Origin of the sequence: Allobranchiibius sp. CTAmp26 (assembly GCF_017565405.1) — a bacterium.
In the GTDB taxonomy this organism is placed as follows: Bacteria; Actinomycetota; Actinomycetes; order Actinomycetales; family Dermatophilaceae; genus Allobranchiibius.
Map to the genome: position 1 here is coordinate 38,243 of NZ_JAGEKR010000009.1, position 18,923 is coordinate 57,165.

Annotated in this window: 17 protein-coding genes; 11 read left to right on the forward strand and 6 right to left on the reverse strand. The window is 69.2% G+C overall.

Going from position 1 to position 18,923, the window contains the following annotated elements; genetic code table 11:
• Positions 1 to 32: 32 nt before the first annotated feature.
• Positions 33 to 1,322 (reverse strand): HNH endonuclease signature motif containing protein, encoded by a 1,290-nt coding sequence (locus J4030_RS06325; protein ID WP_208048373.1) that lies wholly within the window; start codon positions 1,320 to 1,322, stop codon positions 33 to 35.
• A 117-nt stretch (positions 1,323 to 1,439) separates the two neighbouring features.
• Positions 1,440 to 2,939 carry a sulfatase gene (locus tag J4030_RS06330; RefSeq protein ID WP_208048374.1) on the reverse strand — a complete coding sequence of 500 codons (1,500 nt, stop codon included), beginning with the start codon at positions 2,937 to 2,939 and terminating at the stop codon, positions 1,440 to 1,442.
• 345 nt (positions 2,940 to 3,284) lie between these two features.
• On the opposite strand from J4030_RS06330, the gene leuA reads away from it, so the two are divergent.
• The 3 genes from leuA (at position 3,285) to J4030_RS06345 (ending at position 7,675) form a co-directional block, all read left to right on the forward strand.
• Positions 3,285 to 5,027 carry a 2-isopropylmalate synthase gene (gene leuA / locus J4030_RS06335; RefSeq protein WP_208048375.1) on the forward strand — a complete coding sequence of 581 codons (1,743 nt, stop codon included), beginning with the start codon at positions 3,285 to 3,287 and terminating at the stop codon, positions 5,025 to 5,027.
• Between the two features lie 117 nt (positions 5,028 to 5,144).
• Positions 5,145 to 6,377 (forward strand): aspartate aminotransferase family protein, encoded by a 1,233-nt coding sequence (locus tag J4030_RS06340; protein ID WP_208048376.1) that lies wholly within the window; start codon positions 5,145 to 5,147, stop codon positions 6,375 to 6,377.
• Positions 6,378 to 6,418: 41 nt separating this feature from the next.
• Entirely contained in the window at positions 6,419 to 7,675 is a 1,257-nt protein-coding gene (locus J4030_RS06345; RefSeq protein WP_208048377.1) for a cytochrome P450, read from the forward strand.
• 10 nt (positions 7,676 to 7,685) lie between these two features.
• Here J4030_RS06345 and J4030_RS06350 read toward each other — a convergent pair whose 3' ends face one another.
• The gene (locus J4030_RS06350) at positions 7,686 to 8,333 is read right to left on the reverse strand and encodes an alpha-ketoglutarate-dependent dioxygenase AlkB (protein ID WP_208048378.1); all 648 of its coding nucleotides are present in this window, start codon (positions 8,331 to 8,333) and stop codon (positions 7,686 to 7,688) included.
• A 99-nt stretch (positions 8,334 to 8,432) separates the two neighbouring features.
• Between J4030_RS06350 and J4030_RS06355 the strand changes: the two genes are divergently transcribed.
• From J4030_RS06355 to J4030_RS06365, 3 genes are all read left to right on the forward strand, one after another.
• Entirely contained in the window at positions 8,433 to 9,635 is a 1,203-nt protein-coding gene (locus J4030_RS06355) for a CaiB/BaiF CoA-transferase family protein (RefSeq protein ID WP_208048379.1), read from the forward strand.
• A gap of 72 nt (positions 9,636 to 9,707) precedes the next feature.
• Positions 9,708 to 10,919 carry an acyl-CoA dehydrogenase family protein gene (locus J4030_RS06360; protein ID WP_208048380.1) on the forward strand — a complete coding sequence of 404 codons (1,212 nt, stop codon included), beginning with the start codon at positions 9,708 to 9,710 and terminating at the stop codon, positions 10,917 to 10,919.
• 209 nt (positions 10,920 to 11,128) lie between these two features.
• Complete coding sequence (locus J4030_RS06365) at positions 11,129 to 12,547, forward strand: HNH endonuclease signature motif containing protein (RefSeq protein ID WP_208048381.1); 1,419 nt, start codon at positions 11,129 to 11,131, stop codon at positions 12,545 to 12,547.
• A 15-nt stretch (positions 12,548 to 12,562) separates the two neighbouring features.
• Here the strand turns inward: J4030_RS06365 and J4030_RS06370 are convergent, their stop codons facing one another.
• A complete protein-coding gene (locus tag J4030_RS06370; protein WP_208048382.1) occupies positions 12,563 to 14,125 on the reverse strand; it encodes an NAD(P)/FAD-dependent oxidoreductase in 1,563 nt (520 codons plus the stop codon).
• Positions 14,126 to 14,188: 63 nt separating this feature from the next.
• On the opposite strand from J4030_RS06370, the gene recO reads away from it, so the two are divergent.
• The 3 genes from recO to J4030_RS06385 are packed head-to-tail and all read left to right on the forward strand — an operon-like array spanning position 14,189 to position 16,289.
• A complete protein-coding gene (recO, locus tag J4030_RS06375; protein ID WP_208048383.1) occupies positions 14,189 to 14,965 on the forward strand; it encodes a DNA repair protein RecO in 777 nt (258 codons plus the stop codon).
• A complete protein-coding gene (locus J4030_RS06380) occupies positions 14,962 to 15,738 on the forward strand; it encodes an isoprenyl transferase (protein WP_208048384.1) in 777 nt (258 codons plus the stop codon). Before recO ends, J4030_RS06380 begins: the two co-directional genes overlap by 4 nt.
• Positions 15,735 to 16,289, forward strand: a complete 555-nt coding sequence (locus tag J4030_RS06385; protein WP_208048385.1) for a GNAT family N-acetyltransferase — start codon at positions 15,735 to 15,737, stop codon at positions 16,287 to 16,289. The genes J4030_RS06380 and J4030_RS06385 overlap by 4 nt, the downstream gene beginning before the upstream one ends.
• Before the next feature lie 11 nt (positions 16,290 to 16,300).
• On the opposite strand, the gene J4030_RS06390 is transcribed toward J4030_RS06385, so the two are convergent.
• Together J4030_RS06390 and J4030_RS06395 are read right to left on the reverse strand one after the other, a co-directional pair.
• Complete coding sequence (locus J4030_RS06390) at positions 16,301 to 16,699, reverse strand: Fur family transcriptional regulator (RefSeq protein ID WP_208048386.1); 399 nt, start codon at positions 16,697 to 16,699, stop codon at positions 16,301 to 16,303.
• 60 nt (positions 16,700 to 16,759) lie between these two features.
• On the reverse strand, positions 16,760 to 17,089 hold the full coding sequence (locus J4030_RS06395) for a DUF6703 family protein (protein ID WP_208048387.1): 330 nt from the start codon (positions 17,087 to 17,089) through the stop codon (positions 16,760 to 16,762).
• Positions 17,090 to 17,190: 101 nt separating this feature from the next.
• Here J4030_RS06395 and J4030_RS06400 point away from each other — a divergent pair, with 101 nt between their 5' ends.
• Together J4030_RS06400 and J4030_RS06405 are read left to right on the forward strand one after the other, a co-directional pair.
• Positions 17,191 to 18,132: an ABC transporter ATP-binding protein gene (locus J4030_RS06400; RefSeq protein ID WP_208048404.1), complete on the forward strand. Its 942-nt coding sequence runs from the start codon at positions 17,191 to 17,193 to the stop codon at positions 18,130 to 18,132.
• The gene (locus J4030_RS06405) at positions 18,129 to 18,923 is read left to right on the forward strand and encodes an ABC transporter permease (RefSeq protein ID WP_208048388.1); all 795 of its coding nucleotides are present in this window, start codon (positions 18,129 to 18,131) and stop codon (positions 18,921 to 18,923) included. Before J4030_RS06400 ends, J4030_RS06405 begins: the two co-directional genes overlap by 4 nt.

Genomic DNA, 18,923 nt, shown 5'->3' on the forward strand with positions numbered 1-18,923 from the left:
GGGACCACTTCGACAGATGCGCGGGGTTCGCATCATGCGGGCGGTTCGCCGTCTTCGCCGGTCCTCGATCCTTCCGCCCTCCGGATGCGGCGGTGGAAGCGGACTTGGTCCAGGTGGAGGATCTCGTTGGTGGGCCCGGTGTAGCGCGGTGGTTCCGGTTGATCGGGGGGTGTGATGCTGGGTGGGGGAGGTGCGGCGAGGGGTTCGATGGGGTGGCCGTGGCGGGTGGCGAATCGGAATCGTCCGGGTGCGCCCGCATCGGGGTGGATGGTGAAGTCGCCGGTGTGGTGGCGGTCGTGGTGGTGGGGGCACAGGCTGATCAGGTTGGTCATATCCGTGGGTCCGCCGTCGGCCCAATGTGTCACGTGGTGGCATTCCAGGTGGTGGATGGTCAGGCAGCCGGGGTAGGCGCAGCCGCGGTCGCGGTCTTCGATCAGGCGGCGGGTGCGGTGGGGCACGATGCGTTGGGCACGTCCCACGTTCACTGGGGACCCGTCGGTTTCCCAGACGGGCTGGAGCGTGCCGTCGCAGGTCCATTTGCGCAGCAGGTGCGGTGGTAGGGCGCCGCGTTTGGTGAGCCAGCCGTGTCCGGTGGTGTCCAGGTGCAGGTAGATCCGGAATTTGTCGCCGCGTCCGGCGATGTCGGTGGTGCCGATCTGCAGGGAGCGGGTGGCGAGTTGTTCCATGGCGTCGGCCATCCGCACCCGCCGCCCCTCGTCCTTGCTGCTGGCACCGGTGGTGGTGGCGAGGAAGAGGGCGTCTGTGGCTTCGGTGAGGGCTTGGTGGACCAGGGCGCCGATGTCGGCGGGTGCGGTGTAGGTCAGGTGGAACCGGTCGCGTTCGAACCACATCGCCAGTTCCGCGGGTTGCGCGGCGACACAGAACGCGTCCGGCGGCTCCGGTGGAGTGTCGGGGGTGTCGGGCTGCTGGGTGAAGTCGTATTTGACCAAGGCGCGGCGCAACTGCGGGACGGTCGCGTGCACCGCCAACTGCACCACTGACTCGTCGTACCCGGTCGGGGTGTGCGCGGCGACGACCGCGGCCTGCCCCAACGAGAGCCGCCCGGAGTGCACCTCCCGGGACAGCGCCGGCAACTCACCAGAGCGGGTGGCAATGCGGACCAGGTCCCGGGCCGTGGCGGGGGAGACGCCGGCGAAGCAGGTCAGCCAGTGTTCGGGGGACCGGATCCCGCTGATCGCCCACGAACCCTCCCGTACCAGGCGGGTCACCAGGTCGATCAGGTCGGCGTGCGCGGCGTTCAACCGACCACAGATCACCCCGACCTGGGTCAACGGATCCGTACGCGAATCACGATCACGCACAGGGCTGTCCGCGCTGTCACTGACAGCGACGAGACCCCGTGTCGAACTAATGTACCCATACAACCACCCACCACCGACAGCCCCTCGCGACCGGGCAGCACGAGCGACGGCCGGCGCTCAGACCCTGGCGGCAGCCTGGCAGGCGGCGGCGCCCTTGCATTTCTCCAGCGCGCTCAGAGCCGTTCGCAGGCTGGCGGGGACCGCCTTCGAGCCCAGGTTGTGCAGCTCGTACGGATCCTTCGTGGTGTCGTAGAACTCCTCCTCGCCGCTCGCGTACCGCACATAGAGCGCGTCCGGTGTCCGCACCGCCTCGTACGACGGTGGGTCGGCCGCCTTCTTTCCCTGCCGGTCGGGATCGCCGGGGGTGTTGTCCGGCCCGTGATGCTCGATGAGCACCGCCTGTGGCGCGTTGGCCGGGGGCTTGCCGTGCCACGCGTCGACCATGCTGACCCCGTCCACCGTGGACGGGACGGTCGCGCCGCCCAACGACTCGAACGTCGGGGCGAGGTCGACGTTGGACATCGGCTGGGTGACGGTGCGGTCGGCCGGCACCCCCGGACCCGACACGATCATCGGCACGTGGATGTCGGTGTCGAACGCCGTCTGTTTGCCTGCGGTTAAACGGTATTCGCCCATGTGGTAGCCGTTGTCGGAGCTGAAGACGATGTACGTGTTGTTGGCGATGCCCTTGGCCTGCAGCGTCTTCCGGAGGTTGCCGATCAGGTCGTTCACGGCGAGGTCGGCCTCGACACGTTTGCGGTAGCCGTTGAGAAGCTTCTTCTCCTGCCCCGCCTTCAGGGTCGGACGGCCCTTGAGCCAGGACGGTGGATTGCTCGGCAGTGCGTCGTACGCCGGAGTCTTCGGGTACGACATGCCCTGGGCGGCGGAGGCGTACCGCGGTGCTGGGGTGTACGGCGCATGCGGGGCGAAGGTCGCGACCTGGAGCATGAACGGCTTCCCGCTGCTCGCCGAGGTGCTGACGAACGAATCAGCCTTTCCCGACAGCACATCCACCATGTAGTCGTTGGCCGAGTGCCCGTACTTCACCTGCTTGCCGTTCTCGTTCAGCGTGTAATTGAACTCGGGGTATCCGTTTCCGGCGACGTCCCACTCGTCCCATCCCGCGGGCTTCGGATCAGTGGGCTGGTAGCCGTTCAGGTACTTGCCCATGAACCCGGTCGCGTACCCCGCTTTCTGCATCGACAGCGCATAGCTCTTCTGCGCGTCACCGTTCTTGTTGTACGCGTCGTACCCGCCGTCGCTCCCGGAGTTGGTGAACACCCCGTCGTTGTGCGGGTATTCGCCGGTGAAGATCGCCGACCGCGACGGGCAGCACAACGAATCGACGACCCGGTAGTTCGACATCGTCGTGCCGGCCTTCTGCAGAGCCTGCACCTGCGGCATGTGACTGATCAGGTTCATCGACAGATCGTCGGTGAGCACGAAGACGACGTTCGGCTTGCCCGAGGTCGAGCCCGAACCCGAGCCCGATGTCGAGCCGCTGGTCGCCGCCGTCGTCGTCGGTGCGCCGCCGGTGGAGCAGCACGCGAGCACGGTGGCGAATGCCACGGCCACCGCGCACGCCATCACTTGCCGGACCAGTCGTTGCCGCGTCATGTCGTCCTCTTCCCGCTGGAATATCCGCCTGTCGCGAACGTAGGAAGACACCCTGGGTGCAGGGAGCGATTTCCTGTGCCGTGCCTGTGCGCACGCCCGCAATGACGGGTGTGAGCGGAGCTCGACGGCGACGGGTCTTCACAGCCTGCGCCGCCACGCGTCCCGGAATGTGGACTCGATTCCCACCCTGTGGACGTCGTTGCGGAGCGGCGCCTACAGTGGCGGACGTGCGTGCGGCATACGGACTCCTTCTTCGCTGCCGCGGCGGGGCCTGACTTTCGGCCTTCCTCGCCGCGGAGGTCGTGCTGCCCGGGCCGAAGCCCAACCGCAACCAAAGGCGAGTCCATGATCCACCCCCAGCAGCCCTCGGGGATGCCGACGACCAAGTACGCACCCTTCGACCAGCAGATCGCCGTCGACCTGCCCGACCGCACCTGGCCGGACAAGACGATCACCAAGGCCCCGCGCTGGTGCGCGGTCGACCTGCGCGACGGCAATCAGGCGCTGATCGATCCTATGAACGCCGAGCGCAAGATGCGGATGTTCAAGCTCCTGGTGAAGATGGGCTACAAGGAGATCGAGGTCGGCTTCCCGAGCGCGAGCCAGACCGACTTCGACTTCGTCCGTGAGTTGATCGACGGCGGGCACATCCCGGACGATGTGACCATCCAGGTGCTGACGCAGTGCCGGGATGCGTTGGTGGAGCGCACCTTCGACGCCATCCGCGGATCCAAGACGGCCATCGTGCACTTCTACAACTCCACCTCCGTGCTGCAGCGACGGGTGGTCTTCGGGATGGACCAGGACGGCATCGTCGACATCGCGCTGCAGGGCGCGCGACTGTGCCGGAAGCTGGAGGAGACGGTCGCCGACACCGACGTCTACTACGAGTACTCCCCGGAGTCCTACACGGGCACCGAGCTGGAGTTCGCCCTGCGCATCTGCAACGAGGTCATCGACGTCATCGACCCGACGCCGGACCACAAGATGATCATCAACCTGCCGGCGACGGTGGAGATGGCCACGCCCAACGTGTACGCCGACTCGATCGAGTGGATGTCGCGTCGGATCAACCGCCGCGAGAGCGTGATGCTGTCGCTGCACCCGCACAACGACCGCGGTGAGGGCGTCGCGGCCGCCGAGCTGGGCTACCTGGCCGGTGCGGACCGCATCGAGGGCTGCCTCTTCGGCAACGGCGAGCGCACCGGCAACGTCTGCCTGGTGACGCTGGGCATGAACCTCTTCAGCCAGGGCGTCGACCCGCAGATCGACTTCTCCGACATGGACGACATCCGCCGCACCGTGGAGCACTGCAACCAGTTGGACGTCGACGAACGTCACCCCTGGGGCGGCGACCTCGTCTACACCGCCTTCTCCGGATCGCACCAGGACGCGATCAAGAAGGGCTTGGAGTTCATGGAGAAGGACGCCGCCGCGGCCGGCAAGGGGGTCGACGACATCATCTGGGGAGTGCCCTACCTGCCCATCGACCCGCACGACATCGGCCGCACGTACGAGGCCGTCGTACGTGTGAATTCCCAGTCGGGCAAGGGCGGTTCGGCATACATCCTCAAGGCCGAGCACGGTCTGGACCTGCCCAAGCGCCTGCAGATCGAGTTCAGCGGGGTGGTGCAGCGCCGCACGGACACCGAGGGCGGCGAGGTCAGCTCCGCACAGCTGTGGCAGCTCTTCAGCGACGAGTACCTGCCGGGCACCGGCGAGGGCGAGAGTGCGTGGGGTCGCTTCGCGCCGATCGGATATCAGGTGGACAGCGTCGGCGGGCAGGACCACGTCGTGGTGCAGCTGACCGACCGCTCCGAGCCGGTCACCGTCGAGGGCTGGGGCAACGGGCCGATCGCGGCGTTCGTCGACGCCTTGGCGAAGGTGGGCTCCGATGTCCGAGTCCTCGACTACGCCGAGCACGCGATGACCGCCGGCGGTGACGCGCGGGCCGCGGCGTACCTCGAGTGCGCCATCGGCGACCGGGTCATCTGGGGCGTCGGGGTGCACAGCTCGATCGTGCGCGCCTCGATGACCGCGATCCTGTCGGCGGTGAACCGCGCCGAGCGGGAGTCCGCGCTGGTCTGAGTCTTTTGGACATGCACGCCGGGGCGCCCACGCCCCGACGTGCATGTCCGAAATCGGGTGCAGGCTAGGTTCGTGCTCGCGCGGACACGCCGCGCCGGGACTTGTGGGGAGGCGTCGATGGGCGCGTTGTGGCATCCGTTCAGCGACATGGGTGCGGTCGAGCGCGACGGTGAGTTCGTCATCACCCGCGGTGAGGGCGCCTACGTCTTCGACGATTACGGGCAGCGCTATCTCGACGCCACCGCGGGCCTGTGGTTCGCCAACGTCGGGCACGGACGCACTGAGCTCGCGGATGCCGCTGCTGAGCAGATGCGCGCCATCGCGGCGTACTCGACCTTCGGCGACTTCACCACGGACGTCACGGTGCGGCTGGCCGAGCGACTGGCCGGGATCGCTCCCGTGCCCGGTTCAAAGGTCTTCTTCACCTCGGGAGGATCGGACTCGGTGGAGACCGCCGCCAAGATCGCCCGCCGCTACTGGGTCGAGCGGGGCGAGCCGACCCGCCGCATCCTCATCGGCCGCGAGAAGGCTTACCACGGCATGCATTACGCCGGTACGTCGCTCGCCGGCATTCCGGGCAACCACGACGGCTACGGGGAGTTGATCGCCGACCAGGCGCACGTCTCCTGGGACGACCCGGAGGACCTGCGTGCCACGATCGAGCGCCTCGGGCCGCAGAACGTCGCGGCGTTCTTCTGCGAGCCGGTGATGGGTGCGGGTGGGGTCTATCCGCCGCCCGAGGACTACCTGCTCGCGGTGCGCAAGATCTGCGGCGAGAACGACGTGCTCTTCGTGGCCGACGAGGTGGTGACCGGATTCGGTCGGATCGGCGGATCGTGGTTCGCCTCCTCGCGTTTCGGCCTCGAACCGGACTTCGTGACCACCGCCAAGGGCCTCACCTCCGGGTACGTCCCGATGGGCGCGGTCTTCGTGGCGCCGAAGGTCGCGGCACCCTTCTTCGAGACCGACGCGGGTCGCTGGCTGCGGCACGGCTACACCTACTCCGGGCACGCCGTCGCGGCCGCCGTCGCCCTGGTCAACCTCGACATCATCGAGCACGAAGGTCTGCTCGACGAGGCCCTGCGGCTCCAGGACACCCTCGCCGAGCAGTTGAGCCCGCTGGCGAAGCACGATGCTGTGGCCGAAGTGCGTTGCGGCACAGGCGCGCTGGCGGCGGTGCAGCTCGTGGACGTCTCGAAGGCGATGTCGCTGGCGAAGGCGCTGCGGCTGCGCGGGGTGTCGACCCGGGCGGTCGGTGCAGGCGGCATCCAGATCTCACCGGCGCTGATCATGACCGATGACCAGGTGACGGAGATGGCCGAAGCCATCGAGGCGGCGCTCGACGATTGAGCGGGCACGCGTAGGCAGCACGACGAGGCGGAGTGGTGGGCATGGCCGACACGACACAGCTGAAGCAGACCGTGAGATTCGCGACGAGCCTCTACGCCGACAAGGGAGCCCGCGCGTACCAAGCCTTCGTACGCCGGGAGCCCCTGTCCCAGCTCGCCTACGGCCGTCGGCTGCGCGACCCGTACCCCAACTACGAGGTGGTGCGGTCGCAAGGACCGTTCGTCCGTAACAGGTTCGGGCATCCCACGACCGTCGACCACGCCATCTGCAACGAGATCCTGCGCAGCCGCCGCTTCGGCCCCCGACCGGAGAGCGAGCCGTCCGCACCCGATGAGGAGGGCGATCTGTCGTTCCTCGGCTACAACCCGCCGGACCACACCCGGCTGCGGCGGCTGGTGGCTCCCGCGTTCGGGCCACGGCAGATGCGCGGATATCGCGGTCTCATCGAGCAGACGGTCGGCGACCTGCTGGACGACGTGGAGCGGCGGGGGAGTGTCGACCTGGTCTCCGGGTTCGCGTCGCCGCTGCCCATCGCGGTGATCAGCCGGATGATGGGCATCCCCGACGCGGAGACCGACGGCTTCGCGACGTACGGCGCGGCGATCGGCACGGCACTCTCCGGCGTGACGTCGCTGCGGCACGCTGCCCGGCTCATGGAGGCGAGCGCGGCGTTGTCGACTGTCTTCTCGCGACTCTTCGAGCTGCGTCGTCGTGAACCGCAGGACGATGTCATCTCCTACCTGGTGGCGGCGGAAGGTGAGTCGATCACCCCCGAGGAGATGGTGCCGCTGTGCACACTGCTGCTGGTGGCGGGCTTCGAGACCACCGTCAACGCGATCGGCAACGGGGTGCTGGCCCTCATGGAGCATCGGGAGCAGTGGGAGCGACTGGTCGCCGACCCCGGGCTCGCGGCGGCGGCGGTCGAGGAGGTGCTGCGCTACGACGCGCCGGTGCAGGGCACGTCACGCGTCTCGTTCGACGACACCGTCGTCCGTGACACCCCGATCGGACGGGACGAGCTGGTGCAGCTGCGGATCGGGGGAGCCAACCGCGATCCGAACGTGTTCGAGCGCCCGGACACCTTCGACATCACCCGGGCCAATGCCGCCGAGCACCTGGCGTTCTCCGGCGGCATCCACTACTGCCTGGGCGCGCCGCTGGCCCGCCTCGAGCTGGAGGTCGTCTTCGGCGCGCTCGCCCGTCGGCTCCCGCAGCTGCGACGCGCGGACAGCCCGGTGAAGTACCGCCGGTCGCTGGTCATCCACGGCCCGGCCGTCCTGCCGATGCGGGAGCGTTGAACCGGTGAGGTCAGCGGATGCCATGCGGGCGGAACTGGATGCTGATGCGCGGTCCGACGGGTACGGCGGTCTTGGGTACGGCGTGCTCCCAGGTGCGCTGGCACGAGCCGCCCATCACCAGCAGGTCCCCGTGGCCGAGCACATGCCGCACCGTCTGCCCCGCGCCGCCACCCACCGGGCGCAGCATCAGGGCCCGCGGCGCGCCGATCGACACGATGGCGACCATGGTGTCCTGGCTCGACGCGCGCCCTTCGCGGTCGCCATGCCAGGTGACCGAATCCCGGCCGTCCCGGTAGAGGCACATGCCGGCCGTGGTGAACGGCTCCCCGAGCTCGTCGCGATAGTGCGCGGACAGCATCGAACGTGCCTGCGGCAGTATCGGATCGGGCCACGACTCGCTCTCGCCGTAGAACCGCAACAGGCGGGGAGTGGCGACCTCCCGGTCCCACATCACGCGCCGTTCGCTGCGCCAGTCCACCCCGGCCGGACCACCGAGGCTGAGGCGCGCGAACAGCTCGTCGGCGCCCGTCAGCCACCCCGGCCGCACATCGATCCAGGCACCCCGCGACAGTGGCGTCCGGCGCACGCCGGCGCCGAGCGGGCGCAGCCCCACGTCGTCGACCTGGTCCAGCAGCGATCCTTGGAGCGCGAAGGTCATGATCACCACACTAGACGTATGTTCGATACGGCGCCAGGGGTGTGCAGAGTCACCCTTCGCGGGTTCGTCCTATCGCGAGAGCATAGTTAGGCTATAGAAATGTCCGAAGCACCTGAGTTCACCGCCCCTGCGACCCCGACCGGCGCCCACCCGGGACCCCTCGCCGGGGTGCGGGTGATCGACCTGTCGACCGTCGTGATGGGCCCGTACGCCTGCCAGATCCTCGGCGACCTGGGCGCCGACGTCATCAAGGTGGAGTCGCCGCACGGCGACCTCGCCCGCATCTCGGTGCCGAGCCGGCATCCGCAGATGGGCGCGCTCGCACTGAACGTCAACCGCAACAAGCGCAGCGTCGTCCTCGACCTCAAGTCCGACGAGGGCCAGGCCGCCCTGCATGCCCTGCTGCAGGACACCGATGTCCTGGTCACCAACATGCGCCCGGGCGCGCTGGCCCGGCTCGGATTCGACTACGCCGGCCTCGCGGAGCGCTATCCGGCGCTCATCTACTGCAGCGCCCAGGGCTTCCGCTCGGATTCGCCGCTGGCCGACCGGGCGGCGTACGACGAGATCGTGCAGGCCGCGAGCGGCCTCACCGACCTGATGCTGCGCGCGACCGGCACCGCCAACTACGTGCCGACGATCCTGGCCGACAAGGTGTGCGCCCTCACCATCGTCTACTCCGTGCTGGCGGCGGTCATCAGCCAACGTGCGACCGGTCTCGGGCAGCACGTGGACATCCCGATGACCGACACGATGCTGGCCTTCAACCTGGTCGAGCATCTGGGCGGGCACACGTTCGAGCCGCCGATCGGGCCGACCGGCTTCTACCGCTCTCTCGGCACGGGTCACGCAGCAGTCGAGACCAAGGACGGCTGGGCGTGCATCCTGCCGTACAGCGAGAAGAACGTCCGCGACTTCTTCGTCGCGTCGGGGCACGGCGACCTCAACGAGGACCCGCGCTTCGTCTCCTGGGCGAAGGTGCGCGAGGACATGTCCGTGCTGTACGCCGAGCTCGGACGCATCGCGCTGGAGCGCACCACGGCCGAGTGGGAGATCCTGTGCGCCGAGCACAGCATCCCCATGGCGCCGGTGCTGGAGATCGAGGACGCCACCGAGTCGGAGTACATCCGCGAGGGGCACCTGCTCGACGTCTCCGAGCACCCCACCGAGGGCCGCTACCGCTCGATCGGCATCCCGGTCCGTTTCAGCCGCACCCCGGCGGCCGTGACCCGGCCCGCACCCACCCTGGGACAGCACAACGAGGAGATCCTCGGCGGCACGCAGGGTTGGTCACGGTCCTGAGCGCCCCCGTCCGTCAAGCTGACGCCGCCGGGCACGAGGTCCGGCGATGTTGATCTACCAGGGAGACGACGCATGAGCGAGCACGAGCACGAGCCAGTCGGGCCGCTGCGTGAGGACTTCCTGGCGGCGGATCTCTACGGCTACCAGGGGTTGCTGACCGAGCGGGAGAACGACGTCGTACGCCGGGTGCGCACCTTCCTCGAGGCTGAGGTGCGCCCGCGCGCCAACGAGTTCTGGGAGGCTGCCGAGTCGCCGCGGCACCTGCTGCCCCGGCTCGCCGAGCTCGACATCGTGGGACTCGGCTACGACTTCGAGGACCGGCCCGCACTGAGCAAGGTGCTCACCGGGTGGCTCGGGATGGAGTTCGCGCGGGTCGACCCGTCCACCGGGACGATGTTCGGCGTACACAGCGGGCTGGCGATGGGCAGCATCTCCATCCTGGGCTCCGATGAGCAGAAGGCCCGGTGGCTGCCCGCGATGCGGCGGATGGAGAAGGTCGGCGCGTTCGCGCTGTCGGAGCCGCACGGTGGATCGGACGTGTCCGGTGGCCTCGAGACCACCGCGCGCCGCGACGGCGACGACTGGATCATCAACGGCGGCAAGCGCTGGATCGGCAACGGCACCTTCGCCGACGTGATCGTCGTCTACGCCAAGGACGAGGCCGACGATCAGGTCAAGGGTTTCCTGGTCGAGAAGGAGTTCGAGGGTTTCTCGGCGAGCAAGATCGAGGGCAAGTACGCCTTGCGCGCCGTGCAGAACGCGGATCTGACGTTCGAGGAGTGCCGGGTGCCGGCGGCCAACAAGCTCGAGCACGCCGACTCCTTCGCCGACACCGCCAAGGTGCTGCGGCTGACCCGCGGGGGAGTCGCGTGGAGCGCGGTCGGGCTGATGATGGGCGCCTTTGAGCGGGCCGTGGCCTACTCCCAGGAGCGAATCCAGTTCGGCAAGCCGATCGGCTCCTTCCAGCTCATCTCCGACCTGATCGCCCGGTCGGCGGCCGACATCACCGCCAGCCTCGGGATGGCCGTGCGGGTCGCGCAGCTGCAGGACGCGGGCGTCTTCCACGACGAGCAGGCCGCGATGTGCAAGTCGTTCACGACCACTCGCGCCCGCGAGGTCGTCGCCCGGTCGCGCGAGATCCTCGGCGGCAACGGGATCCTGCTGGAGAACGACGCGGTGCGCTACTTCGCCGACGCCGAGGCGCTCTACTCCTACGAGGGCACCAGTCAGATGAACAACCTCATCGTCGGCCGCGCGTGCACCGGTCTCTCGGCATTCGTCTAGACGCGCCCCGGGGTGAGTGCCGGCCTGTCCGGGCCGGGTGTGGACAACCCCGAATACTCCCACCTAGATGCGGGGGATGTGCACAACCATTGTCCGAATCATCAACATTCGCAGCAACTTTCACGCGTTATGCTCTAGTCAATTCTATCGAACAAGCGTATGATTCAGGGTAGAGGTAAGGCACCGATCCAACAGCCCTAGGAGGGGCCATGGGGCAGTCGACGACCGACACGCTTCGCCCCGCTGCGCCGGGTACGGGGTCCCGGCTGTTGGGTCTGCTGCGGGAGTTCGCGACGTGCTTGGACGACTGGCCGGGCGCGTTGTGTCAACTAGGCGAGGCGGACCTAGGGGAGGTCGTCGGGGGCATGTTGCGGGTCTCGTCGCGTGCGGAAAACGTGGCGGCGTTGGCGACCACGGACGCTCTGGGTCGCGGGACGGTGGCGAACTCCACCGCCACGGGTGCACCGGCGTGGGTGGCCCGGCAGGCGGCCGGGTCCGACCCGACCGTCGTACGCCGGGTGGGGTCGGTGGGGGGCGAGTGTGCTGACCCTCGCAACACCGTGGTGGTCGATGCGCTTGCCGCGGGTACGACGAGCGTGCCGGTTGCCGCCGTCGCGTTGCGGGAGGTGCCGAGGATCGGCCGCCAGTTGCCCACCGTGGACCGGGACGAACTGCTGGGGCGGTACCTGTCCCTGTCGGCGTACGGACCGCGGGCCTTACGGGAGTTGTCGACCAGGATCGTGGGCCAGTACGCCCCCGAGCAACTGGTCCGGGACGAAGAGATCCAGCAGGGGTGCGAATCGGTGCGTTGGTACGACCTACCGGGTGGGCTCACCCGGTTCGAGGCTGAGCTGTCCGCCGGGCACGCCACGATCGTCAAACACGCCCTGCAAGCCCTGTCCGCGCCCGCACCCGCACGACAGTCCGGTGGCGACGTTGCTTCCGCTGACCAGCCGTTCCTGGAAACCACCGGTTCGGACCCGGAGCGCGACACCCGCACCCCCGCCAAACGGCGCGCCGACGCTCTGGTGCGGCTGGTCGAGACCTCAGCTGGCGTCCTGGACGGCACCGCGCCGCGACCGGTCGGGGATTTCGGCGGCACCGCCAAGATCCTGGTCACCCTGGACTACCAGACCCTGCACGAAGGTCTCCGCGGCAAAGGCGTGATAGGCCAATCGAGTTCAGCCGAAACTGGATTGGCACCGACATATCTGCCGGGCATCGGACGCACCACCGACGGGGACCACCTCGACGCCGGCACCCTGCGCCGACTCGCCTGCGACGCGGACCTGATCCCAGCAGTCCTGGGGGGTGACTCCGAACCCTTGGATGTCGGGCGCGCCAAACGCCTCTTCACCGGAGGGTTGCGGACAGCGGTCGTCCACCGAGATCAGGGCTGCACCTTCCCCGGCTGCGACCGACCACCCGACTGGTGCGATGCCCACCACGTCATCCCGTGGTGGGCCGGTGGAAAGACAACGCTGACCAACGCCGCACTCCTTTGCGCCCGGCATCACACGATCGTGCACCGCGACCTGCTCACCGCCACCGTCACACCTGCCGGTGTCACATGGGACCTCACCCCCGGACTCATGCCCAACCAGCCCGGCCAGCATCCAGCAGCGTGACGTGCGGGGGTTAGCTCAGTCGGCGCGAGCCTCCAGAATCGCGCGGGCCGCGTGGTAGCCGCCGAGGCCGCTGACCCCTCCACCGCGGCGCGATCCGGCGCCGGCGAGCAGCACCCCGTCGTACGCCGACGTCACACCCCACCGGGCCGCGGCGCCCGTCAACGCCTCGTCGTCCTCCGCGAACGGCCACGACAGCGGTCCGTGGAAGATGTTGCCGCCGGGCATGGCCAGGGCGTCCTGCAGATCGCGGGTGGTCTTGGTCTCGATGCACGGCCGGCCGTCGGGCATCGTCAGCACGACGTCCTCGACCGGTTCGGCGAGCACGCTGGAGAGCGAATCGAGCACGGCCCGCTCGTACGTCGTGCGCGCGGTGTCGAGGTCGGCTCCGTCGAGCAGCCGGTCGGGGGTCTGCAGCGCGAAGACGGTGAGGGTGTGCGCTCCTGATTCCTGCAGCTGGGGCGACAGGATGCTCGGATCGGTGATCGAGTGGCAGTAGATCTCGGCCGGCACCGGTTGCGGCAGAGCACCCGAGAGCGCTGCGCGGTAGGCGGTTTCGAGCTGGGTGTAGGTCTCGTTGATGTGGAAGGTGCCGCCGAAGGCGGCGTCCGAGGGCACGGTCGCGTCCCGCAGCCGCGGCAGACGGGAGAGCAGTAGGTTCACCTTCACCTGGGCGCCCTCGGCGCGCTGCTCGGGCTCGTTGCCCATCACCCGGTCCAGCACTCCCGGTGCGGCCGCCCAGAGCACCTGGCGCGCGGCAGCCGAGGACTCGTCGCCGGCGGCATTGCGCCAGGTGACCGACCCGTCGCCCAGCGAGGTCACCTCGGAGTCTGTGCACAGCTGCGCGCCACCACGATGTGCGGCCTCCTCGAGCGCGCCGCTGACCGCGCCCATGCCACCGACGGGCACATCCCAGTCCCCGGTGCCGCCGCCGATTACGTGGTAGAGGAAGCAGACGTTCTGCTGCAGGTCCACGTCGTGGGCCGAGGCGTACGTCGAGATGAGACCGTCCGTGAGCACCACGCCCCGGACCAGGTCGTCGGCCACCGATGTCTCGATGACCTCACCGAGCGGTCGCTCCAGGAAGTCGCGGGTGATCGAGGAGTCGCCGACCAGCGCGTCGACGTCCCGCCGGCGGGGGAGCGGCCCGGTCACGGTCGGCCAGAGAGCCTGTGCGAGGCGGGAGGTGCGCGCATACAACCGGTCCCAGCCCTCGATGTCCGCGCCTGCGCCGAGCCCCTCGAACGACGCGCGGGTGGCCTGCGGGTCGCCGTGGTCGATCAGCAGGCCGCGCTCGGTGCCGGGCTGCGGTGTGTAGGAGGAGTACCGCCGGCGGCGCAGCGTGATCCGCAGCCCGAGGTCGTCGATGATCTGCCGGGGCAGCAGACTCACCAGGTAGGAGTAGCGGCTGAGCCGCGCGCCCATCCCCGGGAATGCCTCCGCGGACACCGACGCACCGCCCAGGTGACCCGATCGTTCGAGCAGCAGCACCGACAGGCCCGCCCGGGAGAGATAGGCGGCGGCGGTGAGCCCGTTGTGGCCACCACCGACGATCACGACGTCATAGGTCTGTTGCGGCATCCGCTCAGGGTAGGCGCGTGTCCACCGTCGCCTGACGGGGTCATCAGGGACAATGAAGTCACCATGCCCACCTACAAGGACGTCGCGATCGTCGTGCGCACCCACAAGCTGGGGGAGACCGACCGGATCGTGACGATGTTGACCCGCGGGCGGGGCAAGGTGCGCGCGGTGGCCAAGGGCGTGCGGCGTACCAAATCACGTTTCGGCGCCCGACTGGAGCCGGGCATGGTCGTGGAGCTGCAGTGCTACGAGGGGCGTTCGCTCGACACGGTCACGCAGGCCGAGATGATTGCGCCGTACGGCGACCACATCTCGCGCGACTATCCGGCATTCACGGCGGCGACCGCGATGCTGGAGACCGCCGACCGGTTGAGCGAGGAGCACGAGCCGGTGGTCCAGCAGTTCAACCTGCTCGCGGGCGGCCTCGCGGCCCTCGCCGGCCGCACGCACCCGATCGATCTCGTCCTCGACTCCTACCTTCTGCGCGCGGTCTCGATCGCCGGGTGGGCGCCCACCTTCGTCAACTGCGCGGGCTGCGGGGCCGCCGGGCCGCACCGGGCGTTCAACCTGGCCGCCGGTGGGGCCGTGTGTTATTCGTGCCGTACGCCGGGCTCGTCCGCGCCCGACCCGCGCACCTTCGAGCTGCTCGCCGCGCTGCTGTCGGGGGACTGGGAGCAGGCCGAGCGCTCCGATGAACGCGCCCGGCGCGAGGCGGACGGGCTGGTCGCGGCCTACCTGCAGTGGCACCTGGAGCGTGGGGTGCGCTCGCTGCGCCTGGTCGACCACCCGGTGTACGTCGCGTCGCCGGTGCCGCCTGCGGTCGGGGTCGCGCTGCCGTGACGACACCCGTCCCGCCCCCGCCACACGCGAGCGGCGCCCAACCGCCCGCGATCCCCAAGGGCCTTGTCCCGCAACACATCGCGATGGTGATGGACGGCAACGGCCGGTGGGCGAACGCCCGCGGGCTGCCGCGCACCAAGGGCCACGAGGCGGGGGAGGCGCAGCTGATCGACGTCATCGCCGGCGCCATCGAGGCGGGGGTGCCGAATCTGTCGGCGTACATGTTCAGCACCGAGAACTGGCGTCGTTCGCCGGACGAGGTGCGCTTCCTGATGGGCTTCAACCGGGACGTCATCCGTCGCCGGGTCGACCTGCTGCACTCATGGGGGGTCCGGTGCCGGTGGTCCGGTCAGCGGCCGCGACTGTGGCGCTCGGTGATCAAGGAGTTGCAGCGCGCGGAGGAGATGACCGCGGGCAACACCGTGATGACCCTGCAGATGTGCGTCAACTACGGCGGCCGCGCGGAGATCGCCGCGGCCACCCGGCGGATCGCGGAGCAGGTGCAGGCGGGGAAGTTGAAGGCGTCGAGCATCGACGAGCGCACCATCGCCCGCAACCTGGACTGGCCCGACATGCCGGACGTCGACCTCTTCGTGCGCTCCTCGGGCGAGCAGCGCACGAGCAACTTCCTGCTGTGGCAGTCGGCGTACGCCGAGTTGGTCTTCCTCGACACCCTCTGGCCGGACTTCGACCGGCTCGACCTGTGGCGTGCCATCCAGATCTTCGTCGACCGCGACCGGCGCTTCGGCGGGGCGGTCGACGCCGCGCGATGACCGGGCGGAGCGGGTCGCTCGGCGTGCGGATCCGCGCGGAACTTCCCGCCGACTTCGACGCGATCCACGAGGTGGTGCGAGCCGCGTTCGAGTCCGACATGCAGCCCGACCTGGTGCGCGCCATCCGGACCGACGCCTGCTATCGCCCAGGTCTGTCGTTCGTGGCGATCGAGGGTACGCAGGTCATCGGGCATGTGATGCTCGACGGCTGTTGGGTGCGCAGCGCCTCAGGACTCCGCCCGATCGTGATGCTCTCCCCGCTGGCTGTCGCTCCCGGCCACCAGCGTCGTGGCGTCGGGACGGCGCTCGTCGAGACCGCCGTCGCCGCCGCCGAGGCGGCACGCGAGCCGCTCATCGTCCTCGAGGGCGATCCGGCGTACTACGGGCGCAGGGGTTTCACCTTTGCTGGCGACCACGGACTGACTCTGCCGCTTCCCGGCTGGGCACCGGCGGAGGCCGCCCAGGTCCGCCTGCTCACGACGTACGACGCGCACGATCGGACTCTGCGCGGCAGCGTGATCTACCCCGCGCCTTTCTCCCACCTGACGTGAGGACCGCCGGCTCAGGCGGGGCAGTCGGCGCAGACGCCGACGATCTCCACCGTGTGCTCGATCTCGCGGAACCCGTTGTCGGCGCTCACTTTCGCGGCCCATCGCTCGACGGCAGGACCCTCGACCTCGACGGTGCGTCCGCACTCGCGGCATACGAGGTGGTGGTGATGACCGGTGGAGCAGCGTCGGTAGACCGACTCGCCGTCTTTGGTGCGCAGCACGTCGACCTCGGCGTCGGTGGTCATCGCCTGGAGGGTGCGGTAGACGGTGGCGAGCCCGATCCCGGCGCCCGCGTCACGCAGCTGCGCGTGCAGGTCCTGCGCCGAGACGAAGTCGTCCAGCCGGTCCAGGGCGCCCTCGACGGCAGCGCGCTGCGGTGTCACGCGGCGACCGGAGTTGGTGGTCGTCATGCCCGGGCCTCCTGCGGGAGTCGATGAGGATCGTTCTCAGGTAGCCATCGTACGGCGAGCTCACCGCACGGCGGAGATGAGGCACACCGCGGCGAGCGCGATGACCAGCATCAGCACGGCGAGGCGCATCTGGCGCTCCAGGCCGGACAGCCGTGGCCACGCGAGGTAGATGCCCCACCCGTGCGCCAGGGCGACGACGCCGAGGAGGATCGCGCCGACCCAGCCGCGGACGACCAGCCCGGCGACCAGCACGACCAGCAGCACGATGACGACCGTGTTGGACGGCAGACGTGAGAGCCGTTGCAGCACAGGGTCGCTGGCGTGCTCGATGCGGACGCGCAGCGAGGAGCTGCGGACGCTGGGACGCGGATCGGCGGAGGTGGGGGACACGGCCCACGAGGATACGGGGCCGCCGCGTGACAGTTGTCATGGCGCTCTCGTGACGGCGCCCCCATGGCCGAGACGGTCGCGGCGGACAGGCTGAACGCATGATGACGAGAACTCAGAAGGGGACCGACCGGACGCGGCTCGCAGGGGGAGCCGCGATCCGGTTGGACGGGGTGCACAAGTCCTTCGGCGACCTGCACGCCGTCCGTGGCATCGACCTGCAGGTCGAGCAGGGCGAGATCGTCGCGTTCCTCGGTCCCAACGGCGCCGGGAAGACCACCACCATCGACATGATCCTGGGGTTGGGCCGGCCGGACGAAGGGACCGTGCAGACGCTCGGGATGGCACCTCGTGACGCCGTCTCGCGCGGTCTGGTCGCGGCCGTCATGCAGACCGGGGGGCTGCTGAGGGATGTGAGTGTCGCGGAGACGGTCGAGCTCACGGCGAGCCTGTTCGTGCACACGCGTGACGTGCAGGAGTGTCTGGAGCGGGCCGGGATCTGGGGCATCCGGGACCAGCGGGTGGGCAAGTGCTCCGGCGGTGAGCAGCAGCGGCTGCGGTTCGCCATGGCGCTCGTGAGCGACCCGGCACTCCTGGTGCTCGATGAACCGACGACAGGGATGGACGTCACCGGGCGGCGTGACTTCTGGGCGGCCATCCGCAGCGATGCGCGGCGGGGGCGGACGGTGCTCTTCGCGACGCACTACCTGGAGGAGGCCGACCAGTACGCCGACCGCATCGTCCTCGTGCGGCACGGCGAGGTCGTGGCCGACGGCACGGGAGCGCAGATCAAGGCGCGCGCGAGCGGCCGCACGATCCGCGCGACGCTGGATCGTCCCGATCGCGCGGCATTGCTCGCGATCGAGGGCGTCGAGGCGCTGGACATCCGCGGCGAGAGCGTGACCATCGGCGCCCACAACAGCGATGCGGTCGCGCGGGCGCTGCTCAACACCATGGGCGCGCGCGACCTGGAGATCACCGCACAGGGGCTGGAGGAGGCGTTCATGACGCTGACCTCCGACGCGAACGAAGGAGCACGGGCATGAGCACGACCACCCCGGGATCTGCCGCCGGGACCATCTCACTCGATCGGTCGACGCCGGCGTACGGCGGTTTCAACCGCACGTTGCTGCGGATCGAGCTGATGCGCATCCTGCGGAACAAACGCACGATGTTCTTCACGGTCGTGCTCCCCGTCATCTTCTTCTTCGTCTTCCGTGCGAACAGCTTCAACTCCGGTTCGGGCAACGCGTCGGCCTGGCTGATGGTCTCGCTGGCGCTCTACGGCGCGTTCGTCGCCAATGCGTCGACGTCCGCCGGTGTGGCCGTGGAGCGGGCGCAGGGTTGGTCGCGGCAACTGCGACTCACCCCGCTGCGGGGACCGGCGTACATCCTCACCAAGGTGCTGGTCTCCTCCGCCGTCGCGGTCATCCCGCTCGTGGTCGTCTACGGACTGGGGCTGGCGTTCGGATCCCGTGCGCCGGCCGGCGACCTGGTGCTCGCGTTCGTGGTGAGTTGGCTCGGCTCGATGCTGATGGCGTTGTTCGGCCTGGCGGTCGGCTTCCTGCTGCCGTCGGAGAACACCATGCAGGTCATGGGCATGGCGATGACGTTGCTGGCCTTCGGCGGCGGGGTCTTCATCCCGCAGCCCGTCTTCAGTCACGCCTTCGACCTCTTCGCCCGGTGGACGCCGATGTACGGCGTGACCGCGATGGCCCACGCCGGGCTCGCCGGGTGGTCCGGCGCGTGGATGTGGGTGCTCAACATCGTGGGATGGGCGGCCGTTCTCGGTGGCTCGGCAGTCTGGTTGTTCCGTCGTGACACCGGCCGGGTCTGA

Bases quoted from the DNA above. Each gene is read 5' to 3' on its own strand.
- recO (WP_208048383.1), top strand. From the start codon at position 14,189: ATGCCCACCTACAAGGACGTCGCGATCGTCGTGCGCACCCACAAGCTG.
- J4030_RS06350 (WP_208048378.1), bottom strand. From the start codon at position 8,333: ATGACCTTCGCGCTCCAAGGATCGCTGCTGGACCAGGTCGACGACGTG.
- J4030_RS06355 (WP_208048379.1), top strand. From the start codon at position 8,433: ATGTCCGAAGCACCTGAGTTCACCGCCCCTGCGACCCCGACCGGCGCC.
- J4030_RS06360 (WP_208048380.1), top strand. From the start codon at position 9,708: ATGAGCGAGCACGAGCACGAGCCAGTCGGGCCGCTGCGTGAGGACTTC.
- J4030_RS06345 (WP_208048377.1), top strand. From the start codon at position 6,419: ATGGCCGACACGACACAGCTGAAGCAGACCGTGAGATTCGCGACGAGC.
- leuA (WP_208048375.1), top strand. From the start codon at position 3,285: ATGATCCACCCCCAGCAGCCCTCGGGGATGCCGACGACCAAGTACGCA.
- J4030_RS06340 (WP_208048376.1), top strand. From the start codon at position 5,145: ATGGGCGCGTTGTGGCATCCGTTCAGCGACATGGGTGCGGTCGAGCGC.
- J4030_RS06365 (WP_208048381.1), top strand. From the start codon at position 11,129: ATGGGGCAGTCGACGACCGACACGCTTCGCCCCGCTGCGCCGGGTACG.
- J4030_RS06370 (WP_208048382.1), bottom strand. From the start codon at position 14,125: ATGCCGCAACAGACCTATGACGTCGTGATCGTCGGTGGTGGCCACAAC.
- J4030_RS06405 (WP_208048388.1), top strand. From the start codon at position 18,129: ATGAGCACGACCACCCCGGGATCTGCCGCCGGGACCATCTCACTCGAT.
- J4030_RS06385 (WP_208048385.1), top strand. From the start codon at position 15,735: ATGACCGGGCGGAGCGGGTCGCTCGGCGTGCGGATCCGCGCGGAACTT.
- J4030_RS06400 (WP_208048404.1), top strand. From the start codon at position 17,191: ATGACGAGAACTCAGAAGGGGACCGACCGGACGCGGCTCGCAGGGGGA.
- J4030_RS06390 (WP_208048386.1), bottom strand. From the start codon at position 16,699: ATGACGACCACCAACTCCGGTCGCCGCGTGACACCGCAGCGCGCTGCC.
- J4030_RS06330 (WP_208048374.1), bottom strand. From the start codon at position 2,939: ATGACGCGGCAACGACTGGTCCGGCAAGTGATGGCGTGCGCGGTGGCC.